This is a genomic window from Devosia subaequoris, assembly GCF_014197055.1.
In the GTDB taxonomy this organism is placed as follows: domain Bacteria; phylum Pseudomonadota; class Alphaproteobacteria; order Rhizobiales; family Devosiaceae; genus Devosia; species Devosia subaequoris.
The window spans coordinates 37580-58244 of the sequence record NZ_JACIEW010000010.1 but is presented as its reverse complement, the minus strand read 5'-3'; the positions used below and the strand labels follow the sequence as shown (position 1 = coordinate 58244).

The 20665-nt window shown below is 59.5% G+C and carries 31 protein-coding genes; 30 read left to right on the top strand and 1 reads right to left on the bottom strand.

What is annotated here, in order from left to right; genetic code table 11:
• The first annotated feature begins 9 nt into the window (after positions 1–9).
• From fusA to rplQ, 29 genes are all read left to right on the top strand, one after another.
• Positions 10–2100 carry an elongation factor G gene (fusA, locus tag GGR20_RS16710; protein ID WP_183312502.1) on the top strand — a complete coding sequence of 697 codons (2091 nt, stop codon included), beginning with the start codon at positions 10–12 and terminating at the stop codon, positions 2098–2100.
• 68 nt (positions 2101–2168) lie between these two features.
• Positions 2169–3359 (top strand): elongation factor Tu, encoded by a 1191-nt coding sequence (tuf, locus tag GGR20_RS16705; RefSeq protein WP_183312501.1) that lies wholly within the window; start codon positions 2169–2171, stop codon positions 3357–3359.
• A gap of 68 nt (positions 3360–3427) precedes the next feature.
• Positions 3428–3736 (top strand): 30S ribosomal protein S10, encoded by a 309-nt coding sequence (gene rpsJ / locus GGR20_RS16700; protein ID WP_035080820.1) that lies wholly within the window; start codon positions 3428–3430, stop codon positions 3734–3736.
• Positions 3737–3815: 79 nt separating this feature from the next.
• Positions 3816–4511 carry a 50S ribosomal protein L3 gene (gene rplC, locus GGR20_RS16695; RefSeq protein WP_183312500.1) on the top strand — a complete coding sequence of 232 codons (696 nt, stop codon included), beginning with the start codon at positions 3816–3818 and terminating at the stop codon, positions 4509–4511.
• Positions 4512–5132 (top strand): 50S ribosomal protein L4, encoded by a 621-nt coding sequence (rplD, locus tag GGR20_RS16690; protein ID WP_183312499.1) that lies wholly within the window; start codon positions 4512–4514, stop codon positions 5130–5132.
• The gene (locus GGR20_RS16685) at positions 5129–5422 is read left to right on the top strand and encodes a 50S ribosomal protein L23 (RefSeq protein ID WP_104894175.1); all 294 of its coding nucleotides are present in this window, start codon (positions 5129–5131) and stop codon (positions 5420–5422) included. Before rplD ends, GGR20_RS16685 begins: the two co-directional genes overlap by 4 nt.
• An 18-nt stretch (positions 5423–5440) precedes the next feature.
• A complete protein-coding gene (gene rplB, locus GGR20_RS16680) occupies positions 5441–6280 on the top strand; it encodes a 50S ribosomal protein L2 (protein ID WP_183312498.1) in 840 nt (279 codons plus the stop codon).
• A gap of 3 nt (positions 6281–6283) precedes the next feature.
• Positions 6284–6562: a 30S ribosomal protein S19 gene (gene rpsS, locus GGR20_RS16675; RefSeq protein WP_183312497.1), complete on the top strand. Its 279-nt coding sequence runs from the start codon at positions 6284–6286 to the stop codon at positions 6560–6562.
• A gap of 2 nt (positions 6563–6564) precedes the next feature.
• On the top strand, positions 6565–6945 hold the full coding sequence (gene rplV, locus GGR20_RS16670) for a 50S ribosomal protein L22 (protein WP_067453330.1): 381 nt from the start codon (positions 6565–6567) through the stop codon (positions 6943–6945).
• Positions 6945–7682: a 30S ribosomal protein S3 gene (gene rpsC / locus GGR20_RS16665; RefSeq protein ID WP_183312496.1), complete on the top strand. Its 738-nt coding sequence runs from the start codon at positions 6945–6947 to the stop codon at positions 7680–7682. The genes rplV and rpsC overlap by 1 nt, the downstream gene beginning before the upstream one ends.
• A gap of 15 nt (positions 7683–7697) precedes the next feature.
• Positions 7698–8111, top strand: a complete 414-nt coding sequence (gene rplP / locus GGR20_RS16660; RefSeq protein ID WP_104894179.1) for a 50S ribosomal protein L16 — start codon at positions 7698–7700, stop codon at positions 8109–8111.
• An 11-nt stretch (positions 8112–8122) separates the two neighbouring features.
• Entirely contained in the window at positions 8123–8317 is a 195-nt protein-coding gene (rpmC, locus tag GGR20_RS16655; protein WP_104894180.1) for a 50S ribosomal protein L29, read from the top strand.
• Between the two features lie 12 nt (positions 8318–8329).
• The gene (gene rpsQ / locus GGR20_RS16650; protein WP_183312495.1) at positions 8330–8575 is read left to right on the top strand and encodes a 30S ribosomal protein S17; all 246 of its coding nucleotides are present in this window, start codon (positions 8330–8332) and stop codon (positions 8573–8575) included.
• Between the two features lie 64 nt (positions 8576–8639).
• Positions 8640–9008 (top strand): 50S ribosomal protein L14, encoded by a 369-nt coding sequence (gene rplN, locus GGR20_RS16645; protein WP_183312494.1) that lies wholly within the window; start codon positions 8640–8642, stop codon positions 9006–9008.
• The gene (gene rplX, locus GGR20_RS16640; protein ID WP_183312493.1) at positions 9008–9319 is read left to right on the top strand and encodes a 50S ribosomal protein L24; all 312 of its coding nucleotides are present in this window, start codon (positions 9008–9010) and stop codon (positions 9317–9319) included. The genes rplN and rplX overlap by 1 nt, the downstream gene beginning before the upstream one ends.
• A complete protein-coding gene (gene rplE / locus GGR20_RS16635) occupies positions 9312–9869 on the top strand; it encodes a 50S ribosomal protein L5 (RefSeq protein WP_183312492.1) in 558 nt (185 codons plus the stop codon). Before rplX ends, rplE begins: the two co-directional genes overlap by 8 nt.
• Before the next feature lie 32 nt (positions 9870–9901).
• A complete protein-coding gene (rpsN, locus tag GGR20_RS16630) occupies positions 9902–10207 on the top strand; it encodes a 30S ribosomal protein S14 (RefSeq protein WP_104894185.1) in 306 nt (101 codons plus the stop codon).
• Between the two features lie 13 nt (positions 10208–10220).
• Positions 10221–10619 (top strand): 30S ribosomal protein S8, encoded by a 399-nt coding sequence (gene rpsH / locus GGR20_RS16625; protein WP_056308241.1) that lies wholly within the window; start codon positions 10221–10223, stop codon positions 10617–10619.
• A gap of 47 nt (positions 10620–10666) precedes the next feature.
• Positions 10667–11200 carry a 50S ribosomal protein L6 gene (gene rplF / locus GGR20_RS16620; RefSeq protein ID WP_183312491.1) on the top strand — a complete coding sequence of 178 codons (534 nt, stop codon included), beginning with the start codon at positions 10667–10669 and terminating at the stop codon, positions 11198–11200.
• A 12-nt stretch (positions 11201–11212) separates the two neighbouring features.
• The gene (gene rplR, locus GGR20_RS16615; RefSeq protein ID WP_104894187.1) at positions 11213–11575 is read left to right on the top strand and encodes a 50S ribosomal protein L18; all 363 of its coding nucleotides are present in this window, start codon (positions 11213–11215) and stop codon (positions 11573–11575) included.
• Positions 11576–11595: 20 nt separating this feature from the next.
• Complete coding sequence (rpsE, locus tag GGR20_RS16610; RefSeq protein WP_104894188.1) at positions 11596–12129, top strand: 30S ribosomal protein S5; 534 nt, start codon at positions 11596–11598, stop codon at positions 12127–12129.
• A 21-nt stretch (positions 12130–12150) separates the two neighbouring features.
• Complete coding sequence (rpmD, locus tag GGR20_RS16605; protein ID WP_104894189.1) at positions 12151–12339, top strand: 50S ribosomal protein L30; 189 nt, start codon at positions 12151–12153, stop codon at positions 12337–12339.
• 15 nt (positions 12340–12354) lie between these two features.
• Positions 12355–12855 (top strand): 50S ribosomal protein L15, encoded by a 501-nt coding sequence (gene rplO / locus GGR20_RS16600; protein ID WP_183312490.1) that lies wholly within the window; start codon positions 12355–12357, stop codon positions 12853–12855.
• Between the two features lie 135 nt (positions 12856–12990).
• Positions 12991–14328: a preprotein translocase subunit SecY gene (secY, locus tag GGR20_RS16595; RefSeq protein WP_183312489.1), complete on the top strand. Its 1338-nt coding sequence runs from the start codon at positions 12991–12993 to the stop codon at positions 14326–14328.
• Positions 14325–14894, top strand: coding sequence for an adenylate kinase (locus GGR20_RS16590; protein WP_183312488.1), 570 nt, complete (start codon positions 14325–14327; stop codon positions 14892–14894). Before secY ends, GGR20_RS16590 begins: the two co-directional genes overlap by 4 nt.
• Before the next feature lie 174 nt (positions 14895–15068).
• Positions 15069–15437: a 30S ribosomal protein S13 gene (gene rpsM, locus GGR20_RS16585; RefSeq protein ID WP_183312487.1), complete on the top strand. Its 369-nt coding sequence runs from the start codon at positions 15069–15071 to the stop codon at positions 15435–15437.
• A gap of 154 nt (positions 15438–15591) precedes the next feature.
• Positions 15592–15984, top strand: coding sequence for a 30S ribosomal protein S11 (rpsK, locus tag GGR20_RS16580; RefSeq protein WP_046104437.1), 393 nt, complete (start codon positions 15592–15594; stop codon positions 15982–15984).
• Between the two features lie 95 nt (positions 15985–16079).
• Complete coding sequence (locus GGR20_RS16575) at positions 16080–17105, top strand: DNA-directed RNA polymerase subunit alpha (protein ID WP_253560315.1); 1026 nt, start codon at positions 16080–16082, stop codon at positions 17103–17105.
• 32 nt (positions 17106–17137) lie between these two features.
• Positions 17138–17560 (top strand): 50S ribosomal protein L17, encoded by a 423-nt coding sequence (gene rplQ / locus GGR20_RS16570; RefSeq protein WP_183312485.1) that lies wholly within the window; start codon positions 17138–17140, stop codon positions 17558–17560.
• A 240-nt stretch (positions 17561–17800) separates the two neighbouring features.
• Here rplQ and GGR20_RS16565 read toward each other — a convergent pair whose 3' ends face one another.
• Positions 17801–18982: a type III PLP-dependent enzyme domain-containing protein gene (locus tag GGR20_RS16565; RefSeq protein ID WP_183312484.1), complete on the bottom strand. Its 1182-nt coding sequence runs from the start codon at positions 18980–18982 to the stop codon at positions 17801–17803.
• A 202-nt stretch (positions 18983–19184) separates the two neighbouring features.
• On the opposite strand from GGR20_RS16565, the gene GGR20_RS16560 reads away from it, so the two are divergent.
• The gene (locus tag GGR20_RS16560) at positions 19185–20654 is read left to right on the top strand and encodes a DegQ family serine endoprotease (protein WP_246349708.1); all 1470 of its coding nucleotides are present in this window, start codon (positions 19185–19187) and stop codon (positions 20652–20654) included.
• The last annotated feature ends 11 nt before the right edge of the window (positions 20655–20665 follow it).

Sequence of the window (20665 nt, the reverse complement as noted above, 5' to 3'; positions counted from 1 at the left end):
GAGCGCCCCATGGCACGCGAATACCCGATTAATCTGTATCGTAACTTCGGCATCATGGCTCACATTGATGCTGGCAAGACGACTACGACTGAACGCATTCTCTACTACACCGGCAAGTCCCATAAGATCGGCGAAGTCCATGACGGCGCCGCGACCATGGACTGGATGGAGCAGGAGCAGGAACGCGGTATCACCATCACGTCTGCTGCCACCACGACCTTCTGGAAGGATCGTAATGGCACCATGCACCGCTTCAACATCATCGACACCCCGGGCCACGTGGACTTCACCATCGAAGTCGAACGTTCGCTGCGCGTGCTCGACGGTGCTGTTGCGCTGCTCGACGCCAATGCCGGTGTTGAGCCTCAGACCGAAACCGTCTGGCGTCAGGCTGACAAGTACCACGTGCCGCGTCTGATCTTTGTCAACAAGATGGACAAGATCGGTGCTGACTTCTACCGCTGTGTCGACATGGTCGGTACGCGTCTGGGCGCCAAGGGCGTTCCGGTGCAGCTCCCGATCGGTGCCGAGAACGAATTCAGGGGCGTCGTCGACCTGATCGAGATGAACGCTCTGGTCTGGCGCAATGAAGAACTCGGCGCGCAGTGGGACATCGTGGAAATTCCGGCTGACCTCAAGGAAAAGGCCGAGAAGTACCGCGAGGCGATGATCGAAGCTGCTGTCGAACTCGACGATGCTGCGATGGAAGCCTATCTCGAAGGCGAGATGCCGAGCAACGACACCATTCGTCGTCTGCTGCGTCGGGGCGTTTGCGACACGAAGTTCTTCCTGATCTTTGCTGGCTCCGCCTTCAAGAACAAGGGTGTTCAGCCTTTGCTCGATGGTGTTATCGACTTCCTGCCGGCCCCGACCGACGTCCCGGCCATCAAGGGTGTGGACGCCAAGACCGAAGAGCCGATTGAGCGTCACGCCGACGACAGCGAACCGCTCTCGATGCTGGCCTTCAAGATCGCCAATGACCCGCATATGGGTTCGCTGACGTTCTGCCGCATCTACTCGGGTAAGGTCGAGCAGGGTGCGCAGCTGGAAAACACCGTGAAGGGCAAGCGCGAACGCGTTGGCCGCATGTTCCAGATGCACTCGAACAGCCGTGAGCAGATCAGCGAAGCTTTTGCTGGTGACATCGTGGCTATCGTTGGCCTGAAGGACACCACCACCGGTGATACCCTCTGCCCGTCGAGCTCGCAGGTTATCCTCGAGCGCATGATCTTCCCGGATCCGGTTATCGATATTTCGGTTGAGCCGAAGTCGAAGGCCGATCAGGAAAAGATGGGCCTGGCACTTAACCGCCTGGCAGCCGAGGATCCGACCTTCCGCGTCAAGACCGACGAGGAATCGGGCCAGACCATCATCTCGGGCATGGGTGAATTGCACCTCGACATTCTCGTGGATCGCATGAAGCGCGAGTTCAAGGTTGAGGCCAATATCGGCCAGCCGCAGGTTGCCTATCGTGAGACCATCACGAAGAAGACCATCAAGGACTACACCCACAAGAAGCAGTCTGGTGGTTCGGGTCAGTTTGCCCGCATCAAGATTGAAGTCGAGCCGGGTGAAGTCGGCAAGGGCCTTGAATTCGTCAACGCCATCGTTGGTGGCGCAGTGCCGAGGGAATATGTCCCCGGCGTTCAGAAGGGCCTGGAATCGGTTATGGGCGCAGGCCCGCTGATCGGCTTCCCGGTCGTGGACATCAAGGTCACCCTGACCGACGGTGCGTACCACGATGTGGACTCCTCGGTGCTGGCATTCGAAATCGCAGCGCGCGCAGGTTTCCGTGAAGCAATGCGTGAAGCCGGTCCGAAGATTCTCGAGCCGATCATGAAGGTTGAAGTTACGACGCCAGATGAGTACATGGGCGACGTCATCGGTGATTTGAATTCCCGTCGTGGGCAGATCCAGGGCACCGAAAGCCGTGGTGTGATCCAGGTCGTGAATGCATTTGTGCCGCTTGCCAACATGTTTGGTTACGTGAATTCGCTCCGGTCCATGAGCCAGGGTCGTGCTCAGTATTCGATGGTTTTCGATCACTACGAGCAGGTCCCGCAGGCAGTCGCCGACGAAGTCCAGGCCAAATACGCCTAAAAACAGCGCAAGCTACTAAAAACTCAACGGAATGTCGGCGATTGCGCTGACGAATTTGGAGAAAAGCGATGGCGAAGGAAAAGTTCTCCCGCAACAAGCCGCACTGCAACATCGGCACCATCGGTCACGTTGACCATGGCAAGACCTCGCTGACCGCAGCGATCACCAAGGTCCTGGCCGAAACCGGCGGTGCGACCTTCCGGGATTACTCGCAGATTGATGCTGCGCCGGAAGAGAAGGCACGCGGTATCACCATCAACACCGCTCACGTCGAGTACGAGACTGAGAACCGTCACTACGCTCACGTCGACTGCCCAGGCCACGCCGACTATGTGAAGAACATGATCACCGGTGCTGCCCAAATGGACGGCGCGATCCTGGTTGTGTCCGCTGCTGACGGCCCGATGCCCCAGACCCGTGAGCACATCCTGCTCGCCCGTCAGGTTGGCGTGCCGGCTCTGGTGGTGTTCCTGAACAAGTGCGACATGGTCGACGATCCGGAACTGCTCGAACTGGTTGAGCTGGAAGTGCGTGAGCTCCTGAGCTCGTACGAGTTCCCCGGCGACGATATTCCGATCATCAAGGGCTCGGCTCTTGCTGCCCTGGAAAACTCCGACCCCAAGCTCGGCCACGACGCCGTTCTCGAGCTGATGCGCAATGTCGACGAGTACATTCCGCAGCCGGAGCGTCCGATTGACCAGCCGTTCCTGATGCCGATCGAAGACGTGTTCTCGATCTCGGGTCGTGGTACCGTGGTGACCGGTCGCGTTGAACGCGGCATCGTCAAGGTTGGTGAAGAAGTCGAAATCGTCGGCATCAAGGCCACCCAGAAGACCACCGTTACCGGTGTTGAAATGTTCCGCAAGCTGCTCGACTCGGGTGAAGCTGGCGACAACATCGGCGCCCTGATCCGCGGCGTTGACCGTACCCAGGTTGAACGTGGCCAGGTGCTCTGCAAGCCCGGTTCCGTGACCCCGCATACCGACTTCGTTGCTGAGGCTTATATCCTCACCAAGGAAGAAGGCGGCCGTCACACTCCGTTCTTCGGCAACTATCGTCCGCAGTTCTACTTCCGCACCACCGACGTGACCGGCATCGTGACGCTGCCGGAAGGCACCGAGATGGTGATGCCGGGCGACAACATCAACATGAATGTTCAGCTGATCGTTCCGATCGCCATGGAAGAGAAGCTCCGCTTCGCTATCCGTGAAGGTGGCCGCACCGTCGGCGCCGGCGTCGTCGCGAAGATCCTGAAGTAAGCCTCTTTGAGACAGTCGCGGCGCGCGAGTCTCGCGCGCCGCGAACCTTTTATGTCAGGATTGTGAAGATGAACGGTCAGAATATCCGCATCCGCCTCAAGGCGTTTGACCACCGCGTGCTCGACACTTCGACCCGCGAAATCGTCAATACCGCCAAGCGTACGGGTGCACAGGTTCGCGGTCCGATCCCGCTGCCGACCCGCATCGACAAGTTCACCGTGAACCGCTCGCCCCATATCGATAAGAAGGCACGTGAGCAGTTCGAGATCCGGACCCACAAGCGTCTTCTGGACATTGTGGACCCGACTCCCCAGACGGTCGATGCACTGATGAAGCTCGATCTCGCCGCCGGTGTCGACGTCGAAATCAAGCTCTAACAAGAGTTTCCGCGCCTGCCGCTAAATGGGTCCTCTGAAAACATGACCCGGCAGAGCGCCAACAAGAAGGTAGAAACCGATGCGTTCTGGATTGATCGCACAGAAGCTGGGCATGACCCGCATCTTCACCGAGGACGGTAATCACGTCCCCGTGACGGTGTTGGGTCTGCAGAACTGCCAGGTGGTGGGCCAGCGGACCGTCGAAAAGGACGGCTATGTCGCCCTGCAGTTGGGTGCTGGCCAGGCCAAGCCCAAGAATGTCTCCAAGGCTGAGCGCGGCCATTATGCCGTTGCCAAGGTGGAGCCCAAGCGCCACGTCGCTGAGTTCCGCGTTGACGCCGACAACCTCATCGAGGTTGGCGCGACCTTGAAGGCTGACCATTTTTCCGAAGGCCAGCTGGTTGACGTGACCGGCACCTCCATCGGTAAAGGCTTTGCCGGCGGTATGAAGCGCTGGAACTTCGGTGGCCTGCGTGCCTCGCACGGTGTGTCCGTGTCGCACCGCTCGATCGGTTCGACCGGTGGCCGTCAGGATCCGGGCAAGACCTTCAAGAACAAGAAGATGCCGGGCCATATGGGCGATCGTCGCATCACCACGCAGAACGTCAAGGTCGTCAAGACCGACGTGGAGCGTGGCCTGATCATGATCCAGGGTTCGGTTCCAGGCTCCAAGGGTGCCTGGATTATGATCAAGGATGCCGTGAAGAAGCCGGCTCCCGCGAACGCAGCCTTCCCTGGCTCGTTCGAGGCTGCAGCTTCGGGAGATGCGAAGTAAATGGAACTCCAGGTAACCACTCTCGAAGGCAAGTCGGCCGGTAAGGTCGAGGTCGCGGACGCTGTGTTCGGCCTCGAAGTCCGTCCCGATATCCTGCACCGCATGGTACGCTACCAGCAGCTCAAAGCCATGTCCGGCACGCATGACGTGAAGAACCGGTCAGAAGGCGTGCGCACGGGCAAGAAGTTCGTGAAGCAGAAGGGTTCGGGCGGCGCTCGTCACGGCGACCGCAAGGCTCCCCAGTTTCGTGGTGGTGGCCGTGCATTCGGTCCGACGCCGCGCAGCCACGCGATCGATCTTCCCAAGAAGGTCCGCGCTCTGGCTCTGAAGCACGCTCTGTCGTCCAAGGCCAAGGCCGGTTCGTTGATCGTGCTCGACAGTGTCGCACAGAAGGAAGCCAAAACGGCTGCCCTGCGCACCACTTTCGGCAAGCTGGAATGGGCGAATGCCCTGATCATCGATGGCGCGGATGTCGATCAGAACTTTGCTCTGGCCGCCCGCAACATCCCGAATATCGACGTGCTGCCGATCCAGGGGATCAACGTTGTTTCGATCCTGAAGCGCGATAAGCTCGTCCTGACCAAGGCAGCGCTGGAAGCGCTGGAAGCGAGGTTCTCATGAACAAGCTTGCCGCATACGACATCGTCCGTAACCCCGTCGTGACTGAAAAGTCGACGATGGCTTCGGAATACAACCAGGTCGTTTTCGACGTGGCGATCGATGCCAGCAAAACCGAGATCAAGGCCGCCGTCGAGCAGCTCTTCTCGGTCAAGGTCAAGGCAGTGAACACCCTGGTCCGCAAGGGCAAGGTGAAGCGCTTCCGTGGCAAGGTTGGTGTTCGCAACGACGTCAAGAAAGCCGTCGTGACCCTGGTCGATGGCCAGTCGATCGATATTTCGACCGGCCTTTAAGGGATAAGAGACAGACAAATGGCTCTAAAGACTTATAACCCCACTTCCGAAGGCCGTCGCACGCTGGTGACGACCGACCGTTCGGAACTGTGGAAGGGTGCTCCGGTCAAGGCTCTGACCGAAGGCCTGAGCAAATCCGGTGGTCGTAACAACCGTGGTCGCATCACTGCGTTCCATCGTGGTGGCGGTCACAAGCGCAGCTATCGCATGATCGACTTCAAGCGTGTGAAGTTCGATGTGGTCGGGACTGTTGAACGTCTCGAGTACGATCCGAACCGCACCGCCTGGATCGCGCTGATCAAGTATGAAGACGGTGAACTTGCCTATATCGTTGCTCCGCAGCGCTTGACGGCCGGCGACAAGGTGATCTCCTCGCTCAAGGGCGCGGACGTGAAGCCTGGCAACACCATGCCGCTCGAACGCATGCCGGTGGGTACCATCGTGCACAATATCGAGCTCAAGCCCCGCAAGGGCGGCCAGGTCGCCCGTTCGGCCGGTGCCTATGCCCAGTATGTGGGCCGCGACCAGGGTTGGGCCGTTCTGCGCCTCAACTCGGGTGAGCAGCGTCGTGTGCATGGGTCTTGCCTGGCTACCGTTGGGGCGGTCAGCAACCAGGATCACTCGAACACCTCGATGGGCAAGGCTGGTCGCAATCGTTGGCTCGGCCGCAAGCCGGTCAACCGCGGTGTGACCATGAACCCGGTCGACCACCCGCATGGTGGTGGTGAAGGCCGTACCTCGGGTGGCCGTCATCCGGTGACCCCGTGGGGCAAGCCCACCAAGGGCAAGCGTACACGCAGCAACAAGGCTACGGACCAGTTTATCGTTCGCAGCCGTCACGTGAAGAAGGGCAGGTAAGACATGACCCGTTCGATTTGGAAGGGGCCGTTTGTCGACGGCTATCTGCTCAAGAAGGCCGAGAAGGCCCAGTCGTCTGGCCGCAATGATGTGGTCAAGATCTGGACCCGTCGCTCGACCATTCTGCCGCAGTTCGTCGGCATCACGTTCGGCGTGCACAATGGCCAGAAGCATGTCCCGGTGCTCGTCACCGAGGAAATGATCGGTCACAAGTTTGGCGAGTTCGCGCCGACCCGTACCTATTACGGTCACGCGGCCGACAAGAAGGCCAAGAGGAAGTAGAGATGAGCAAGCCTAAGACTGAGCGCGCTCTCAAGGATAACGAGGCAAAGGCTGTGCTGCGCATGCTGCGCATCAGCCCTCAGAAGCTGAACCTCGTCGCGCAGTTGATCCGTGGCAAGAAGGTCGAGCGGGCTTTGGCCGATCTCGAATTCAGCCACAAGCGCATCTCCGGCCAGGTGAAGAAGGTGCTCGAGAGCGCCATCGCCAACGCCGAAAACAACCACGGCCTGGACACCGACGCTCTTGTCGTTGCTGAAGCCTATGTGGGCAATTCGCTGGTGATGAAGCGCTTCACCGCTCGCGGCCGTGGCCGGTCGTCGCGGATCGAGAAGCCGTTCTCGCACCTGACGATCGTTGTCCGGCAAGTTGAGGAGGCCGCATAATGGGCCAGAAAATCAATCCGATTGGCTTCCGCCTCGGCATCAACCGGACCTGGGACAGCCGCTGGTTTGCTACCAAGGGCGAATATGGTTCGCTGCTGCAGGAAGACCTGAAGATCCGCACCATGCTGATGAAGGATCTGAAGGCCGCTGCGGTCTCAAAGATCGTCATCGAGCGTCCGCACCGCAAGTGCCGCGTGTCGATCCACACTGCCCGCCCGGGCATCGTGATCGGCAAGAAGGGCGCTGACATCGACAAGATCCGCGCCAAGGTGAAGAAGTTCACCGACAGCGAAGTGCACATCAACATCGTTGAAGTGCGCAAGCCGGAGACCGATGCAACGCTGGTTGCTCAGGGCATTGCCCAGCAGCTGGAACGTCGTGTGGCATTCCGTCGCGCCATGAAGCGCGCCGTGCAGACCGCAATCCGCATGGGCGCCGGTGGTATCCGCGTCAATGTTGGTGGTCGTCTTGGTGGAGCCGACATCGCTCGTACCGAATGGTACCGCGAAGGTCGCGTGCCGCTGCACACCCTGCGTGCTGATATCGACTACGGTACTGCTGAAGCCGAAACCACTTACGGCATCATCGGCATCAAGGTCTGGATCTTCAAGGGCGAAGTCCTTGAGCACGATCCGTCAGCACATGAGCGTCGTGCCACCGAAGGTGGTGAAGGTGGTCATCGTTCCGAGCGCGAACCGCGCCGTGAACGCGGCGATCGCGACCGCGAACGCGCATAAGAAGGTTAGTTCATTATGCTGCAACCGAAGAGAACTAAGTTCCGCAAGGCTCATAAGGGCCGTATTCATGGCGAAGCCAAGGGTGGCACCACCCTGGCTTTCGGCCAGTACGCTCTCAAGGCCACAGAGCCGGAACGCGTTACGGCCCGCCAGATCGAAGCCGCCCGTCGTGCGATTACTCGCGAGATGAAGCGCCAGGGCCGCGTCTGGATCCGGATTTTCCCGGATGTGCCGGTTTCCAAGAAGCCTACCGAAGTCCGTATGGGTAAGGGTAAGGGCTCTGTGGAGTACTGGGCTGCGCGCGTAAAACCGGGTCGTATCGTTTTTGAGATTGACGGCGTACCCGAAGACGTTGCAAAGGAGGCCCTTCGCCTCGGAGCAATGAAGTTGCCGATCACCACGCGTATTGTCACGCGTATTGCCGATTAAGGAACACGAGCATGAAAGCCAGTGATGTGCGGGCCAAGACCGCAGACGAACTGAAAGATCAGCTCGTCGACCTGAAGAAAGAACAGTTCAACCTGCGTTTCCAGCGCGCTACCCAGCAGTTGGAAAAGCCGGCCAGGGTTCGGGAAGTCCGGCGCGATATCGCGCGGATCAAAACCGTCCTCGGCCAAAAGAACGCAGCTAAGTAAGGATTCACACCCATGCCAAAGCGCGTTTTGCAGGGGACAGTTGTCTCCGACGCCAATGACAAGACCATCGTGGTTCGTGTCGAGCGCCGTTTCACCCATCCGCTTCTGAAGAAGACCGTGCGTCGTTCCAAGAAGTACCACGCCCACGACGAAAACAACGTGGCGAAGGTCGGTCAGACCGTGTGGATCGAGGAAACCGCGCCGGTTTCGAAGAACAAGCGTTGGGCACTCGTGCCGGCTTCTTCGCCGTCTGCGTAAGAGAAACAATTCAGGTCGGCGCGCCGGGTGACGGTGCAGCCGATAAACTAGAAGGCATCCAGTCATGATCCAGATGCAGTCCAATCTCGACGTCGCCGATAACTCAGGCGCCAAGCGAGTCATGTGCATCAAGGTGCTGGGCGGTTCGCATCGCAAATACGCCTCGGTCGGCGACATTATTGTCGTTTCGGTCAAGGACGCTATTCCGCGCGGCCGCGTCAAAAAGGGCCAGGTGATGAAGGCCGTGGTGGTTCGCACCGCAACCGACATCCGCCGTCCCGACGGCACCGTCATCCGTTTCGACAAGAACGCCGCCGTTCTTCTGAACACTCAGAAAGAACCGATCGGCACCCGTATCTTCGGACCGGTTCCGCGCGAACTCCGCGCCAAGAACCAGATGAAGATCATATCGCTTGCCCCAGAGGTGCTGTAATGGCCGCCAAGATCAAGAAGGGCGACAAAGTCGTCGTCCTGGCCGGCAAGGACAAGGGCAAGACCGGTCAGGTCCTGTCCGTCATTCCGTCCGAAACCCGCGCGATCGTCCAGGGTATCAACCTGGTTCGTCGCCACCAGAAGCAGACTGCATCGAATGATGCCGGCATCTTCACCAAGGAAGCGCCGATCCATCTTTCGAACCTGGCGGTCGCCGACAAGGATGGCAAGCCGTCCCGCGTCGGTTTCCAGATCAAGGACGGCGTGAAGACCCGCGTCGCCAAGACCACCGGAGATCAGATCGATGGCTGAGACCGCTTACATTCCGCGTCTCCGGACCGAATACGACACCACGATCAAGGCCGCCCTGCGTGAGCATTTTGCGTACAAGAACGTGATGGAACTGCCGCGGCTCGACAAGATCGTGCTGAACATGGGCGTTGGCGAAGCCGTCAACGACACCAAGAAGGTGAAGTCTGCCGCTGACCAGCTCGAGCTGATCTCCGGTCAGAAGCCCGTGATCACCCACGCCCGTAAGTCGATCGCTGGCTTTAAGGTTCGCGAAGGCATGCCTCTGGGCGTCAAGGTCACGCTGCGCAAGACGCGCATGTATGAATTCCTGGATCGCCTGGTGAATATCGCCCTGCCGCGCGTCCGCGACTTCCGTGGCCTCAACCCGAACGCCTTTGACGGTCGTGGCAACTATGCCATGGGCATCAAGGAACACATCATCTTCCCCGAGATCAACTACGATCAGATTGATCAGGTCTGGGGCATGGACATCGTGATCACCACGACGGCCCGCACCGATGATGAGGCGCGTGCGCTTCTCAAGGCTTTCAACTTCCCGTTCCGCCAGTAAGCGGCTCCGAGGAAGGGATAAAGGATCAGGACATGGCAAAGACCAGCTCCATCGAAAAGAACAAGAAGCGCGCCGCTCTGGCTCAGCAGTATGCCGCCAAGCGCGCCGCGCTCAAGGCTACCGTCAAGAACCAGGACGCTCCGATTGAAGAGCGTTTCAAGGCCAGCCTCAAACTGGCCGAGCTGCCCCGCAATTCGGCCAAGGTCCGCATTCGCAACCGTTGCGAAGTGTCGGGTCGTCCGCGTGGTTATTATCGCAAGCTCAAGATGAGCCGCATTGCCCTGCGTCAGCTGGGCAACCTGGGTCAGATCCCGGGTCTGGTGAAGTCGAGCTGGTAAGGAGAAACATCAAATGAGCTTTTCCGATCCAATCGGCGATATGCTGACCCGCATCCGCAACGCTCAGGAGCGTCGCAAGAATTCCGTTTCGACTCCGGCTTCGACCCTGCGTGGTCGTGTGCTGGACGTTCTCCAGTCCGAGGGTTTCATCCGCGGCTATTCGGAGACCAAGTTTGAGAACGGCGCTGCCGAGTACGAGATTGAACTCAAGTACTCGGACAATGAAGGCGTTATCCGCACGATCGAACGCGTTTCGCGTCCCGGTCGTCGGGTGTACGCATCCGTCAAGAATATTCCACAGGTTGCCAATGGCCTGGGTGTTTCGATCCTCTCCACCCCCAAGGGTGTGATGGCCGACCACGAAGCCAAGGCTGCCAATGTGGGTGGCGAGGTACTCTGCCGCGTCTTCTAAGCCAATTGGCTTAGAGGATCGGCAAGACGATTACTCAAGGAAGCATTATGTCACGTACTGGCAAGAAACCGGTGGCCCCGGTAAGCGGCGTCACGGTAACGATCAATGGTCGTACCGTTAGCGCCAAGGGCCCGAAGGGCGAACTGAGCCTGCAGCTCATGGATATCGTCAATGTCGAACAGGGTGATGACGGTATCGTCGTTTCTCCTGCCAACGATACTCGTGAAGCTCGCGCCGCCTGGGGCACAACCCGTGCGCTGATCCAGAACATCGTTACTGGCGTGAGCGCCGGTTTCGAGAAGAAGCTGGCTATTCAGGGCGTTGGTTACCGCGCCGCGATGCAGGGCAAGGACGTCAAGCTCTCGCTCGGTTTCAGCCACGAAGTGGTGTATGAGGCTCCCCAGGGGATCACCCTCGCTGTTCCGGCGCCGACCGAGATCGTGGTGACCGGTATCGATAAGCAGCAGGTTGGCCAAGTTGCGGCTGAGATCCGCGGTTGGCGTCCGCCCGAGCCCTACAAGGGCAAGGGTGTGCGTTACGCCGACGAGCAGGTCTTCCGCAAAGAAGGCAAGAAGAAGTAAGGAGCGCCACAGATGGCTATTTCTGCAAAAGGTGCGGAACGCCGCAAGGCCCGTGTCCGCAAGGCGCTCAAGGCTCGTGCCTTTGGTCGTCCCCGTCTCAGCGTGTTCCGCTCGGACAAGAACATCTACGCCCAGATCATCGACGACACGACCGGCCGTACGCTGGCTGCCGCTTCGACCCTGGAAAAGGACGTGCGCGGTTCGCACAAGAACGGCGGCAATGCCGATGCGGCAGTGGCCGTTGGCAAGCTGATTGCCGAACGCGGTGTCAAGGCTGGTGTCGGCGAGGTCGTGTTCGACCGTGGCGCCTATATCTATCATGGCCGTGTTAAGGCCCTTGCAGACGCTGCCCGTGAGGGCGGCCTGCAGTTCTAACAACGGCGAGGAAGAGAATTATGAGCAGAGACGTTCAAGAACGCGAAAGCGAGTTCGTCGATCGCCTGGTCCACATCAACCGTGTGGCCAAGGTTGTGAAGGGCGGCCGTCGCTTCGGTTTTGCCGCCCTCGTCGTTGTCGGTGACCAGAAGGGTCGCGTCGGTTTCGGTCACGGTAAGGCCCGTGAAGTTCCCGAGGCTATCCGTAAGGCAACTGAGCAGGCCAAGCGTCAGATGATCCGCGTGCCGCTGCGCGACGCCCGTACGCTGCACCATGATGTTACCGGTCGCCATGGCGCCGGCAAGGTCATCCTGCGTGCTGCCGTTCCGGGTACCGGTATCATTGCTGGTGGTCCGATGCGCGCTGTTTTCGAGACGCTGGGCATCAATGACATCGTCGCCAAGTCGCAGGGCACTGCGAACCCCTACAACATGATCCGTGCCACGTTCGATGCGCTCAAGCGCGTTGACAGCCCCCGTTCGGTGGCCTCGCGTCGCGGTATCAAGGTTTCTGAACTCCAGGCTCGCCGCGGCGAGGCTGCAGTAGAAGCCTGATAGGGGCCCTGGAGAAGTACAATGGCAAAAGACAAGACCATCGTTGTCCAGCAGGTCGGTTCGCCGATCCGCCGTGAAAAGAGCCAGCGCGCGACCCTGATCGGTCTCGGGCTTAACAAGATGAACAAGCAGCGTGAGCTGGTTGATACGCCCGAAGTGCGCGGCATGATCAACAAGATCCCGCATCTCGTCCGCGTCGTCGGCGAGTAAAGGAAGGTCGGATCAATGACTCGTTTGAACGAACTTCGCGATAATCCTGGTGCCAACAAGACCCGCGTTCGCGTGGGCCGTGGTATCGGTTCGGGCGTCGGCAAGACCGGCGGTCGCGGTGTGAAGGGCCAGACCTCTCGCTCCGGTGTCGCTATCAACGGCTTTGAAGGCGGCCAGATGCCCCTTCACATGCGTATGCCGAAGCGTGGCTTTAATGCCTGGAACCCGAGCGACTTCAATGAAGTCCGCATCGACCGCATCCAGGCCTATATCGACAGCGGCAAACTCGATGCCAAGGCTGTTGTGGACTCTGCCGCTCTGGTGGCCGCTGGTGTCATTCGTCGTCCTAAGGACGGCGTGCGCCTGATCGGTTCTGAAGGCTTCTTGGCCAAGAAGGTTACCTTCAAGGTGGACTATGCCACCAAGGGTGCTACTGCGGCCATCGAAGCTGCTGGTGGTAAGCTGGATCTCATCCCGGTCAAGGAGACCTGGAAGAAGGCCCCACGCGCCGAGTAATTGACTTGGCAGGGCGCACCCGGCATGACGCTGGGTGCGCTCTTATGGTTTGTTGCGTCTGGTCGGCACATATCCCATATATGCGTCTCCAGCGCTCCGAGCGCACCTGGCATCTAAGCCGTAGGAGCGAATTATATGGCGTCCGCAGCCGAACAGCTGGCACGTAATCTCAGTTTCTCGACCTTTTCCAAGGCGAAAGCCCTCCAGCAGCGCATCCTGTTCACACTTGGAGCGCTGCTTGTTTATCGTTTGGGCACATTCATTCCGGTTCCGGGGATCGACCCTGATGCATTCCGCGCGACTTTTGAACAGTCGCAGCAGGGCATCATCGGCATGTTCAACATGTTCGCCGGTGGCGCCGTCGAGCGCATGGCGATCTTTGCGCTGAACCTTATTCCTTACATTACCGCATCGATCGTGGTGCAGGTGGTGTCCACGGCGTCTCCACGGCTCGAGGCCCTCAAGAAAGAGGGTGAGGCTGGGCGTCGCAAGATGAATCAGTACACGCGCTATCTGGCGGTGCTGTTCTGTGCTGTACAGGCCTATGGCATTGCCGTTGGTCTGGAGGGCAGCCAGGGCGTTGTGCTCAATCCGGGTTGGTTCTTCCGCATTTCGACGGTGATTACCCTGGTGGGTGGCACCATGTTCCTGATGTGGCTGGGTGAGCAGATCACTGCGCGCGGCGTCGGTAACGGCATCTCGCTGATCATTTTTGCCGGTATCGTGGCGAACTTGCCGGCGACTGTCGCACAGACACTGGAATTGGCGCGCACAGGGGCACTTCCTGCGCTAGCCGGGCTTGGCATGCTGGTGCTGGCCTTGGTGGTAATTGCGGTCATCATCTTCTTCGAGCGGGCTCAGCGCCGACTGCTGATTCAGTATCCGAAGCGTCAGGTCGGCAACAAGATGTTCCAGGGCGATACCTCGCACCTGCCGCTCAAGCTGAATACGTCCGGTGTGATCCCGGTGATCTTCGGGTCTTCCCTTCTGCTGTTGCCAGCCACCATTGCCTCGTTTGCGGCGCAGGGGAATGCACCAGCCTGGTTGACCACGGTGACGGCTCTGTTGGGGCGTGGGCAACCGCTTTATCTGGCGCTGTTTGCCGCCTTCATCATCTTCTTTGCCTTCTTTTACACGGCGATCGTGTTCAACCCGACTGAGACGGCGGACAATCTGAAGCGTTCCGGCGGTTTCATTCCCGGTATTCGTCCCGGTGAGCGCACCGCGCAGCACATTGATTATGTGCTGACGCGCATCACGGTGGTCGGCGCGATCTATCTGACGATCGTGGCGTTGATTCCGGAAGTGCTGTTCAGCCAGCTGGCGGTCAGCCAATTCATCGGCGGTACGTCGCTGCTGATCATGGTTACGGTTACACTGGATACGATCACACAGATCCAGAGCCATCTGGTGGCCCAGCAATATGAGGGGCTGCTTAAGAAATCCCGTCTTGGAGGAGGCAAGCGTCGATGAGGTTGATCCTGTTGGGACCCCCGGGGGCGGGGAAGGGCACACAGGCCAAGATTCTGGTGGAGGCCTATGGCATCCCCCAGCTTTCAACCGGCGACATCCTGCGCGCCGCCATTGCTGCCAAGACCCCGTTGGGGCTGGAAGCCAAGGCGATCGTGGATCGTGGCGACCTGGTTTCTGATGCCATCGTCAATGGCATTGTTTCCGAACGCCTGGACGCGGAAGACTGCAAGCCTGGATTTATCCTGGATGGTTTTCCACGCACGATTGCGCAGGCCGAAGCACTAGATCAAATGCTGGCGGACAAGGGAATCGCCCTCGACGCCGTCATAGAGATCAAGGCGGAAGCTGACGAGCTGGTGAAGCGCGTCATCAATCGTGCCAAGGAATCGGGCGGCGCCCGTGCCGACGACAATGAGGAAGTGCTGCGCAAGCGCCTCGGTGTCTATTCGGAACAAACCGCGCCGCTGGTTGAATACTATGCCGGCAAGGGCCTGTTGAAGCCAGTCGACGGGATGGCTCCCGTCGAAGAGGTGACAGCAGCGATCAAGAGTGCCCTGGGCAAGTAAACAATAGACCGGGTAGGGCAGTTGACTCTGCCCGGTCTTATCCTTAAAGAACCGCACCAGTCTCATGGATCATTGGGCTGGATTCGGTTCTCCCTTAGTTGGGGGTCGAAGTCCGGTCCCTTGTTGTTTAAAGGCACCCGCCGGGATGGCGCGTGTGAATGAAGGAGAGCAGACGTGGCTCGTATTGCTGGCGTCAACATTCCGACGAATAAGCGCGTGGTTATCGCGCTGCAGTATATTCACGGGATCGGCGAGAAATTCGCCAAGGACATTACTGAAGGTGCCGGTATTCCGGCGGAGCGCCGCGTCAACGAACTGACTGACGCTGAATTGATCCAGATCCGTGAAGCCATCGACCGCGATTATGTCGTGGAAGGTGATCTGCGCCGCAATGTTGCAATGAACATCAAGCGCCTGATGGATCTGGGTAACTATCGTGGTCTGCGTCACCGCCGCGGCCTGCCGGTCCGTGGCCAGCGCACCCATACCAATGCTCGCACCCGCAAGGGTCCGGCTAAGGCGATCGCCGGTAAGAAGAAGTAATTGCCTTCCCGCATCTGCGGGGTGGTTTTTTGAATTGGGAGTGGCGGGTCAAGCCTTTCCGGGGTTCTCCAGAACTTGCCGGGCAGACTTGGACCGCTTCTTCCGTGGTGGAGCTGCTGGAACTACGGCAGCGCCGATATCCTAGAGGATAGTAATGGCTAAGACTGAAGTCGCGCGCGTCCGTCGCAAAGAGCGCAAAAATATCACTTCGGGCGTCGCTCACGTGAACGCCTCCTTCAACAACACGATGATCACCATCGCTGACATGCAGGGCAACACGATTTCGTGGTCGTCCTCGGGCGTGATGGGTTTCAAGGGTTCGCGCAAATCGACCCCTTATGCTGCTCAGGTTGCTGCTGAAGATGCGGCCAAGAAGGCCCAGGAGCACGGCATGAAGACCCTTGAGGTCGAAGTGCGCGGTCCGGGTTCGGGTCGTGAATCGGCGCTGCGTGCTTTGCAGGCCGCTGGCTTCAATGTCACTTCGATCCGCGACGTCACGTCGATTCCGCACAATGGCTGCCGTCCACGCAAGCGGCGCCGCGTCTAATAAGACGATTGGAAGTCTCCCGGCCGATTGAATGGGCCGGGAGTTCTATTGTGTATGCGGCGGAGTGGCCGAGATGGCCGCTAAATTGAAAGGACATTACCGTGACGATCCAGAGGAACTGGCAGGAACTAATCAAGCCGACCAAGCTGGACATTGTTTCGGGCAGCGACAACGCGCGCGTGGCCTCGGTGGTTGCCGAGCCGCTTGAGCGCGGATACGGGCTTACCCTGGGCAATGCCCTGCGTCGCGTGCTGCTGTCGTCGCTTCAGGGCGCGGCAGTGACCGCTATCCAGATTGACGGCATCCTGCACGAATTCTCCTCGTTGCCCGGCGTGCGCGAGGACATCACCGATCTCGTTCTTAACGTCAAGGAAATCGCCCTGAAGATGGGTGGCGAGGGCATGAAGCGCCTGACGCTTTCCAAGCAGGGGCCGGGTGCCGTGACTGCTGGCGATATCAAGGTTACCGGCGATATTGAAGTGCTGAACCCTGACTTGGTCATCTGTCACCTCGACGACGGTGCCGAGATCAATATCGAGTTCACCGTGGATACCGGCAAGGGCTATGTTCCCGCCGACAAGAACCGCCCCGAGGACGCACCGATCGGCTATATCCCGGTCGATGCATTGTTCTCGCCGGTTCGCCGCGTGAGCTACAAGGTCGATGCGACCCGTGCGGGTGAAAGCCTGGACAAGGACAAGCTGACCCTGTCGGTCGAGACCAATGGCGCGATTTCGCCGGAAGACGCGGTGGCCTACGCTGCCCGTATCCTGCAGGATCAGCTTTCGGTCTTCGTTAACTTTGAAGAGCCCACCAAGGAGAAGGCCCAGGACGCTGTCCCGGAACTGGCCTTCAACCCGGCGCTGCTCAAGAAGGTCGACGAACTCGAGCTGTCGGTCCGTTCGGCCAACTGCCTCAAGAACGACAACATTGTCTATATCGGCGACCTGATCCAGAAGACGGAAGCCGAGATGCTGCGGACGCCGAACTTTGGCCGCAAGTCGCTCAATGAAATCAAGGAAGTCCTGGCACAGATGGGGCTTCATCTCGGAATGGACGTCAACAACTGGCCGCCCGAGAATATCGATGACCTCGCCAAGCGCTACGAAGATCATTACTGATCCGGCGCTGCCCAGACTTTAGGAGATAACCCATGCGCCACGCTTCCCGAGGCCGCAAGTTCAGCCGTACCGCTTCCCACCGTAAGGCCATGTTTGCCAACATGTCTGCAGCGCTGATCAAGCACGAACAGATCGTCACCACGTTGCCCAAGGCGAAGGACCTGCGTCCGATCGTCGAGAAGCTCATCACCCTTGGCAAGCGCGGCGATCTGCATGCCCGCCGCCAGGCCATCGCCCAGATCCGCGATGAAGCCATGGTCGCCAAGCTCTTTGCCGTGCTCGGTCCGCGTTATGCTGAACGCCAGGGCGGTTACCTGCGCATTCTCAAGGCCGGCTTCCGCTATGGCGACAACGCCCCGTTGGCCGTGATCGAGTTCGTCGATCGTGACGTCGATGCCAAGGGCCAGGATTCCGGTCCGGTCTTCACGCAGGAAGACGAAGCCGAAGCGGCATAAGCCTTGTCGGCATGACAATGATTTGAGGCGGTCCGGGATTTCCTGGGCCGCCTTTTTCGTTCGGGGGAGCGAGAAGTCTGGACCCTTTTGAAGGGGTGGATAGGCTGCGTATTGGAGGTGTCGGGAACGGCGTTGGCGAAAGCCCCCGCCTTGTTGAGGTCCGTGGCCCTAGCTGACCTTGGATAGACAGATTCCGCCGCCCCAGCGTGCCGGGGCGGCGGAATATCGTTGCGACATGGATTACTCGGCCGGAGCCATGTCCTTGCCGGTATAGATGCTGTCGACCCAGTACTGCTCGCGGCGGTCGAAGCCGTTGAACGGGGTCAGCGAGGCCTGGGTATATGCGCCCATCAGGCCGAACTCGATCCAGTCGTCTTCGTCGATGTCGCTGGGAAGGGTGAACACCTGGGGCAGCACGTCATAACTGTCGCAGGTTGGACCCCACATGGTGAATTCGGAGAACTCGCCATTATTGTCGTGCAGGCGTGGGCCGCGCCAGACGCGCACCGGCGGGGTGAAGTGCATGAATTTCACCTCCATCAGTGCGCCGTAGGCCCCGTCATTGACGTAGACGGCCTGACCGCCGCGCTGATGCTTCACGCGTAGCAGGAGCGATGTGGAGGAGGTCACGAGAGCGCGGCCCGGCTCGATGATGAGCTCGGGTGCCTTGTTGGGGAAGTGTTCGGCAACTGCCTCTGCGATGGTATCGAAATAATAATCCATCGGCGGCGCTTCGCTGGTCGGGTAGGGGGCCGGATAGCCACCACCGATATTGAGGCGCTTGAGATCAATGCCGGCTTCTTCGACGATGCGGGCTGCTGCAGCAATGTGGCGCGCATAGGCGTAGGCATCTTCGCACTGGCTACCAACATGGAAGCAGAGGCTGGGCGTGTAGCCCATCTTTTCGACCGCGGTGACAATTTCAGCGGCAGACTGTTCCATCACCCCGAACTTGATGCCGAAATCATAGGATTTGAGCGCCTTGCCGGCCTTGAAGCGGGTGGTGACCTCGACATCGCGACTGGGAGAGACAATGGAGGCAAGCTGATCGAGCTGCTGGGGATGGTCGATGGTGAAGCTGCGAACACCGAACTCGTCATAGGCGCGTTCGATTTCGCGCTTGTTCTTGATCGGGTTGTTGTAGTGCATCACCGCGCCCGGAGCGTGGTCGCGCACCAGTTCCATTTCAGTATTCGAGGCAACGTCGAATGCCTTGAGACCCTCGGCGTGAAGTTGGGCAATGACATGTGGGCTGGGGTTGCACTTCACCGCATAGGTCAGCAGCCCGTCGAACCCTCTCTTGAACACCCCGATTGCCCGGTGAAACTCGCGTTCCGAAAACAGGAAGGACGGGAAGTCAGGGGCTTCAGCAGCAATCAATGCCGAGGTGTTGGCATGAATGGTCTTCGGCTCGTCGGTCATTGGACAACAGGCCTTTCGGGGCTGGAGGTGAGGGGAAAATTGAGCGCTGCGTATAGGGCCATGTGACCCTGGGCGCAAACGTTTATTTGGGCTGCGAGCCAACTATGTTGAGGCGTCATTTTCGTGACAGATTCGGGGTGTTCTGGTCGCTCTATCCATCGGCTGTGGTTCGGCTCACAAACTGATTCCAAAAGGATTTGTTATGTCCCTGCGTTCGTTGGTATTTTCGTGCGTCGCCCTTGTCGCTCTGGCTGGCGCGGGCAGTCTCGCCCTGGCGCCCTGGAATGGCATGCAGCCAAGCATTGCGCAGCAGGCGCAGTTAGACATTCCAGAAGAGCAACGTGCCATTCCGCAAAGCGATGCACAAATAAAGCTCAGCTTTGCGCCTGTGGTGCAGCGCGTTTCGCCCTCGGTGGTCAATGTCTATGCGACCAGGGTCGAGCAAAGGGCGGTGTCGCCATTTGCCAATGATCCGTTCTTCTCTCGCTTCTTTGGCGACCAGTTTCTGCAGAGCCGCCCCCGTGAATCCCGGTCTCTGGGCTCAGGCGTAATCGTTGAGAGCAGTGGTGTGATCCTGACTAACCGGCATGTGATCGAAGGCGCAACCGATGTCCGGATCGCGCTTGGCGATGGGCGCGAATTCGACGTCGATGTGGTCATTGAAGACGAGCAGACCGATCTAGCCGTCCTCAGGGTCCGGACGAGCGGCGGAGCGGCCTTCCCCGCCATTGAATTTGCCGATAGCGATAAACTGCTGGTGGGCGATCTCGTGCTGGCGATCGGCAATCCGTTTGGGGTCGGACAGACCGTGACGAGCGGAATAGTGTCAGCTCTTGCGCGCACCGGCGTGGAGGCGAGCGACTACGAATTCTTCATCCAGACGGACGCGGCCATCAATCCGGGAAATTCAGGCGGCGCCCTCGTCGATCTGAATGGGCAGTTGGTCGGGATTAATACGGCAATCTACTCCCAAACGGGCGGTTCGGTGGGGATCGGCTTCGCCATTCCCGCGAACATGGCTCGGCTCGTGGCCGAGGCGGGCGTCAAGGGCGGAGAGATCGTGCGGCCCTGGTTCGGGGCCAAGATGCAGCCGGTTAGTGCGGACATCGCAGCCAGTTTGGGCATGGCAGTGCCGCATGGGGCGATGATCACCGAGGTTGCACCGGGCGGGCCGGCGGAGCGGGCCGGCTTCCGGTCCGGGGATGTGATCCTCTCCGTCGATGGGTTGCGCGTCGACGACCCCAGTGCATTCAACTTCCGGCTGGCAACGCGTGCCCTTGGTGAGCAGGCGCAGTTGGAGCGATTGCGCGGAGGATCGACCGAGACCTTGCCTTTTCTGGTTGAAGCTGCGCCGCAGCCCGCCGAGACAGCGCTTGCGACGATCGTCGCCAACTCCCGTTTCTCCGGGGTGAGTGTACGGCAGCTCGATCCGGCCCTGGCCGAGCAACAGGGGCTTCCCTATGATGCCAGCGGCGTGCTTGTGACGGCGGTAGAGCCCGGTTCGCCCGCCGAGGCGATGGGTCTGCAGGTCGATGATGTCATTCTGGCGCTCAACGATATCGAGATGGTCGATGCTGCGACTTTCCAACAGGTCGCCAGCCAACGAGTGCGCACCTGGCAGATTATCTTGCAGCGCAACGGCCGGGTCAGCAGGGCAATCGTTTCTGGTTGATGCGCAACGCA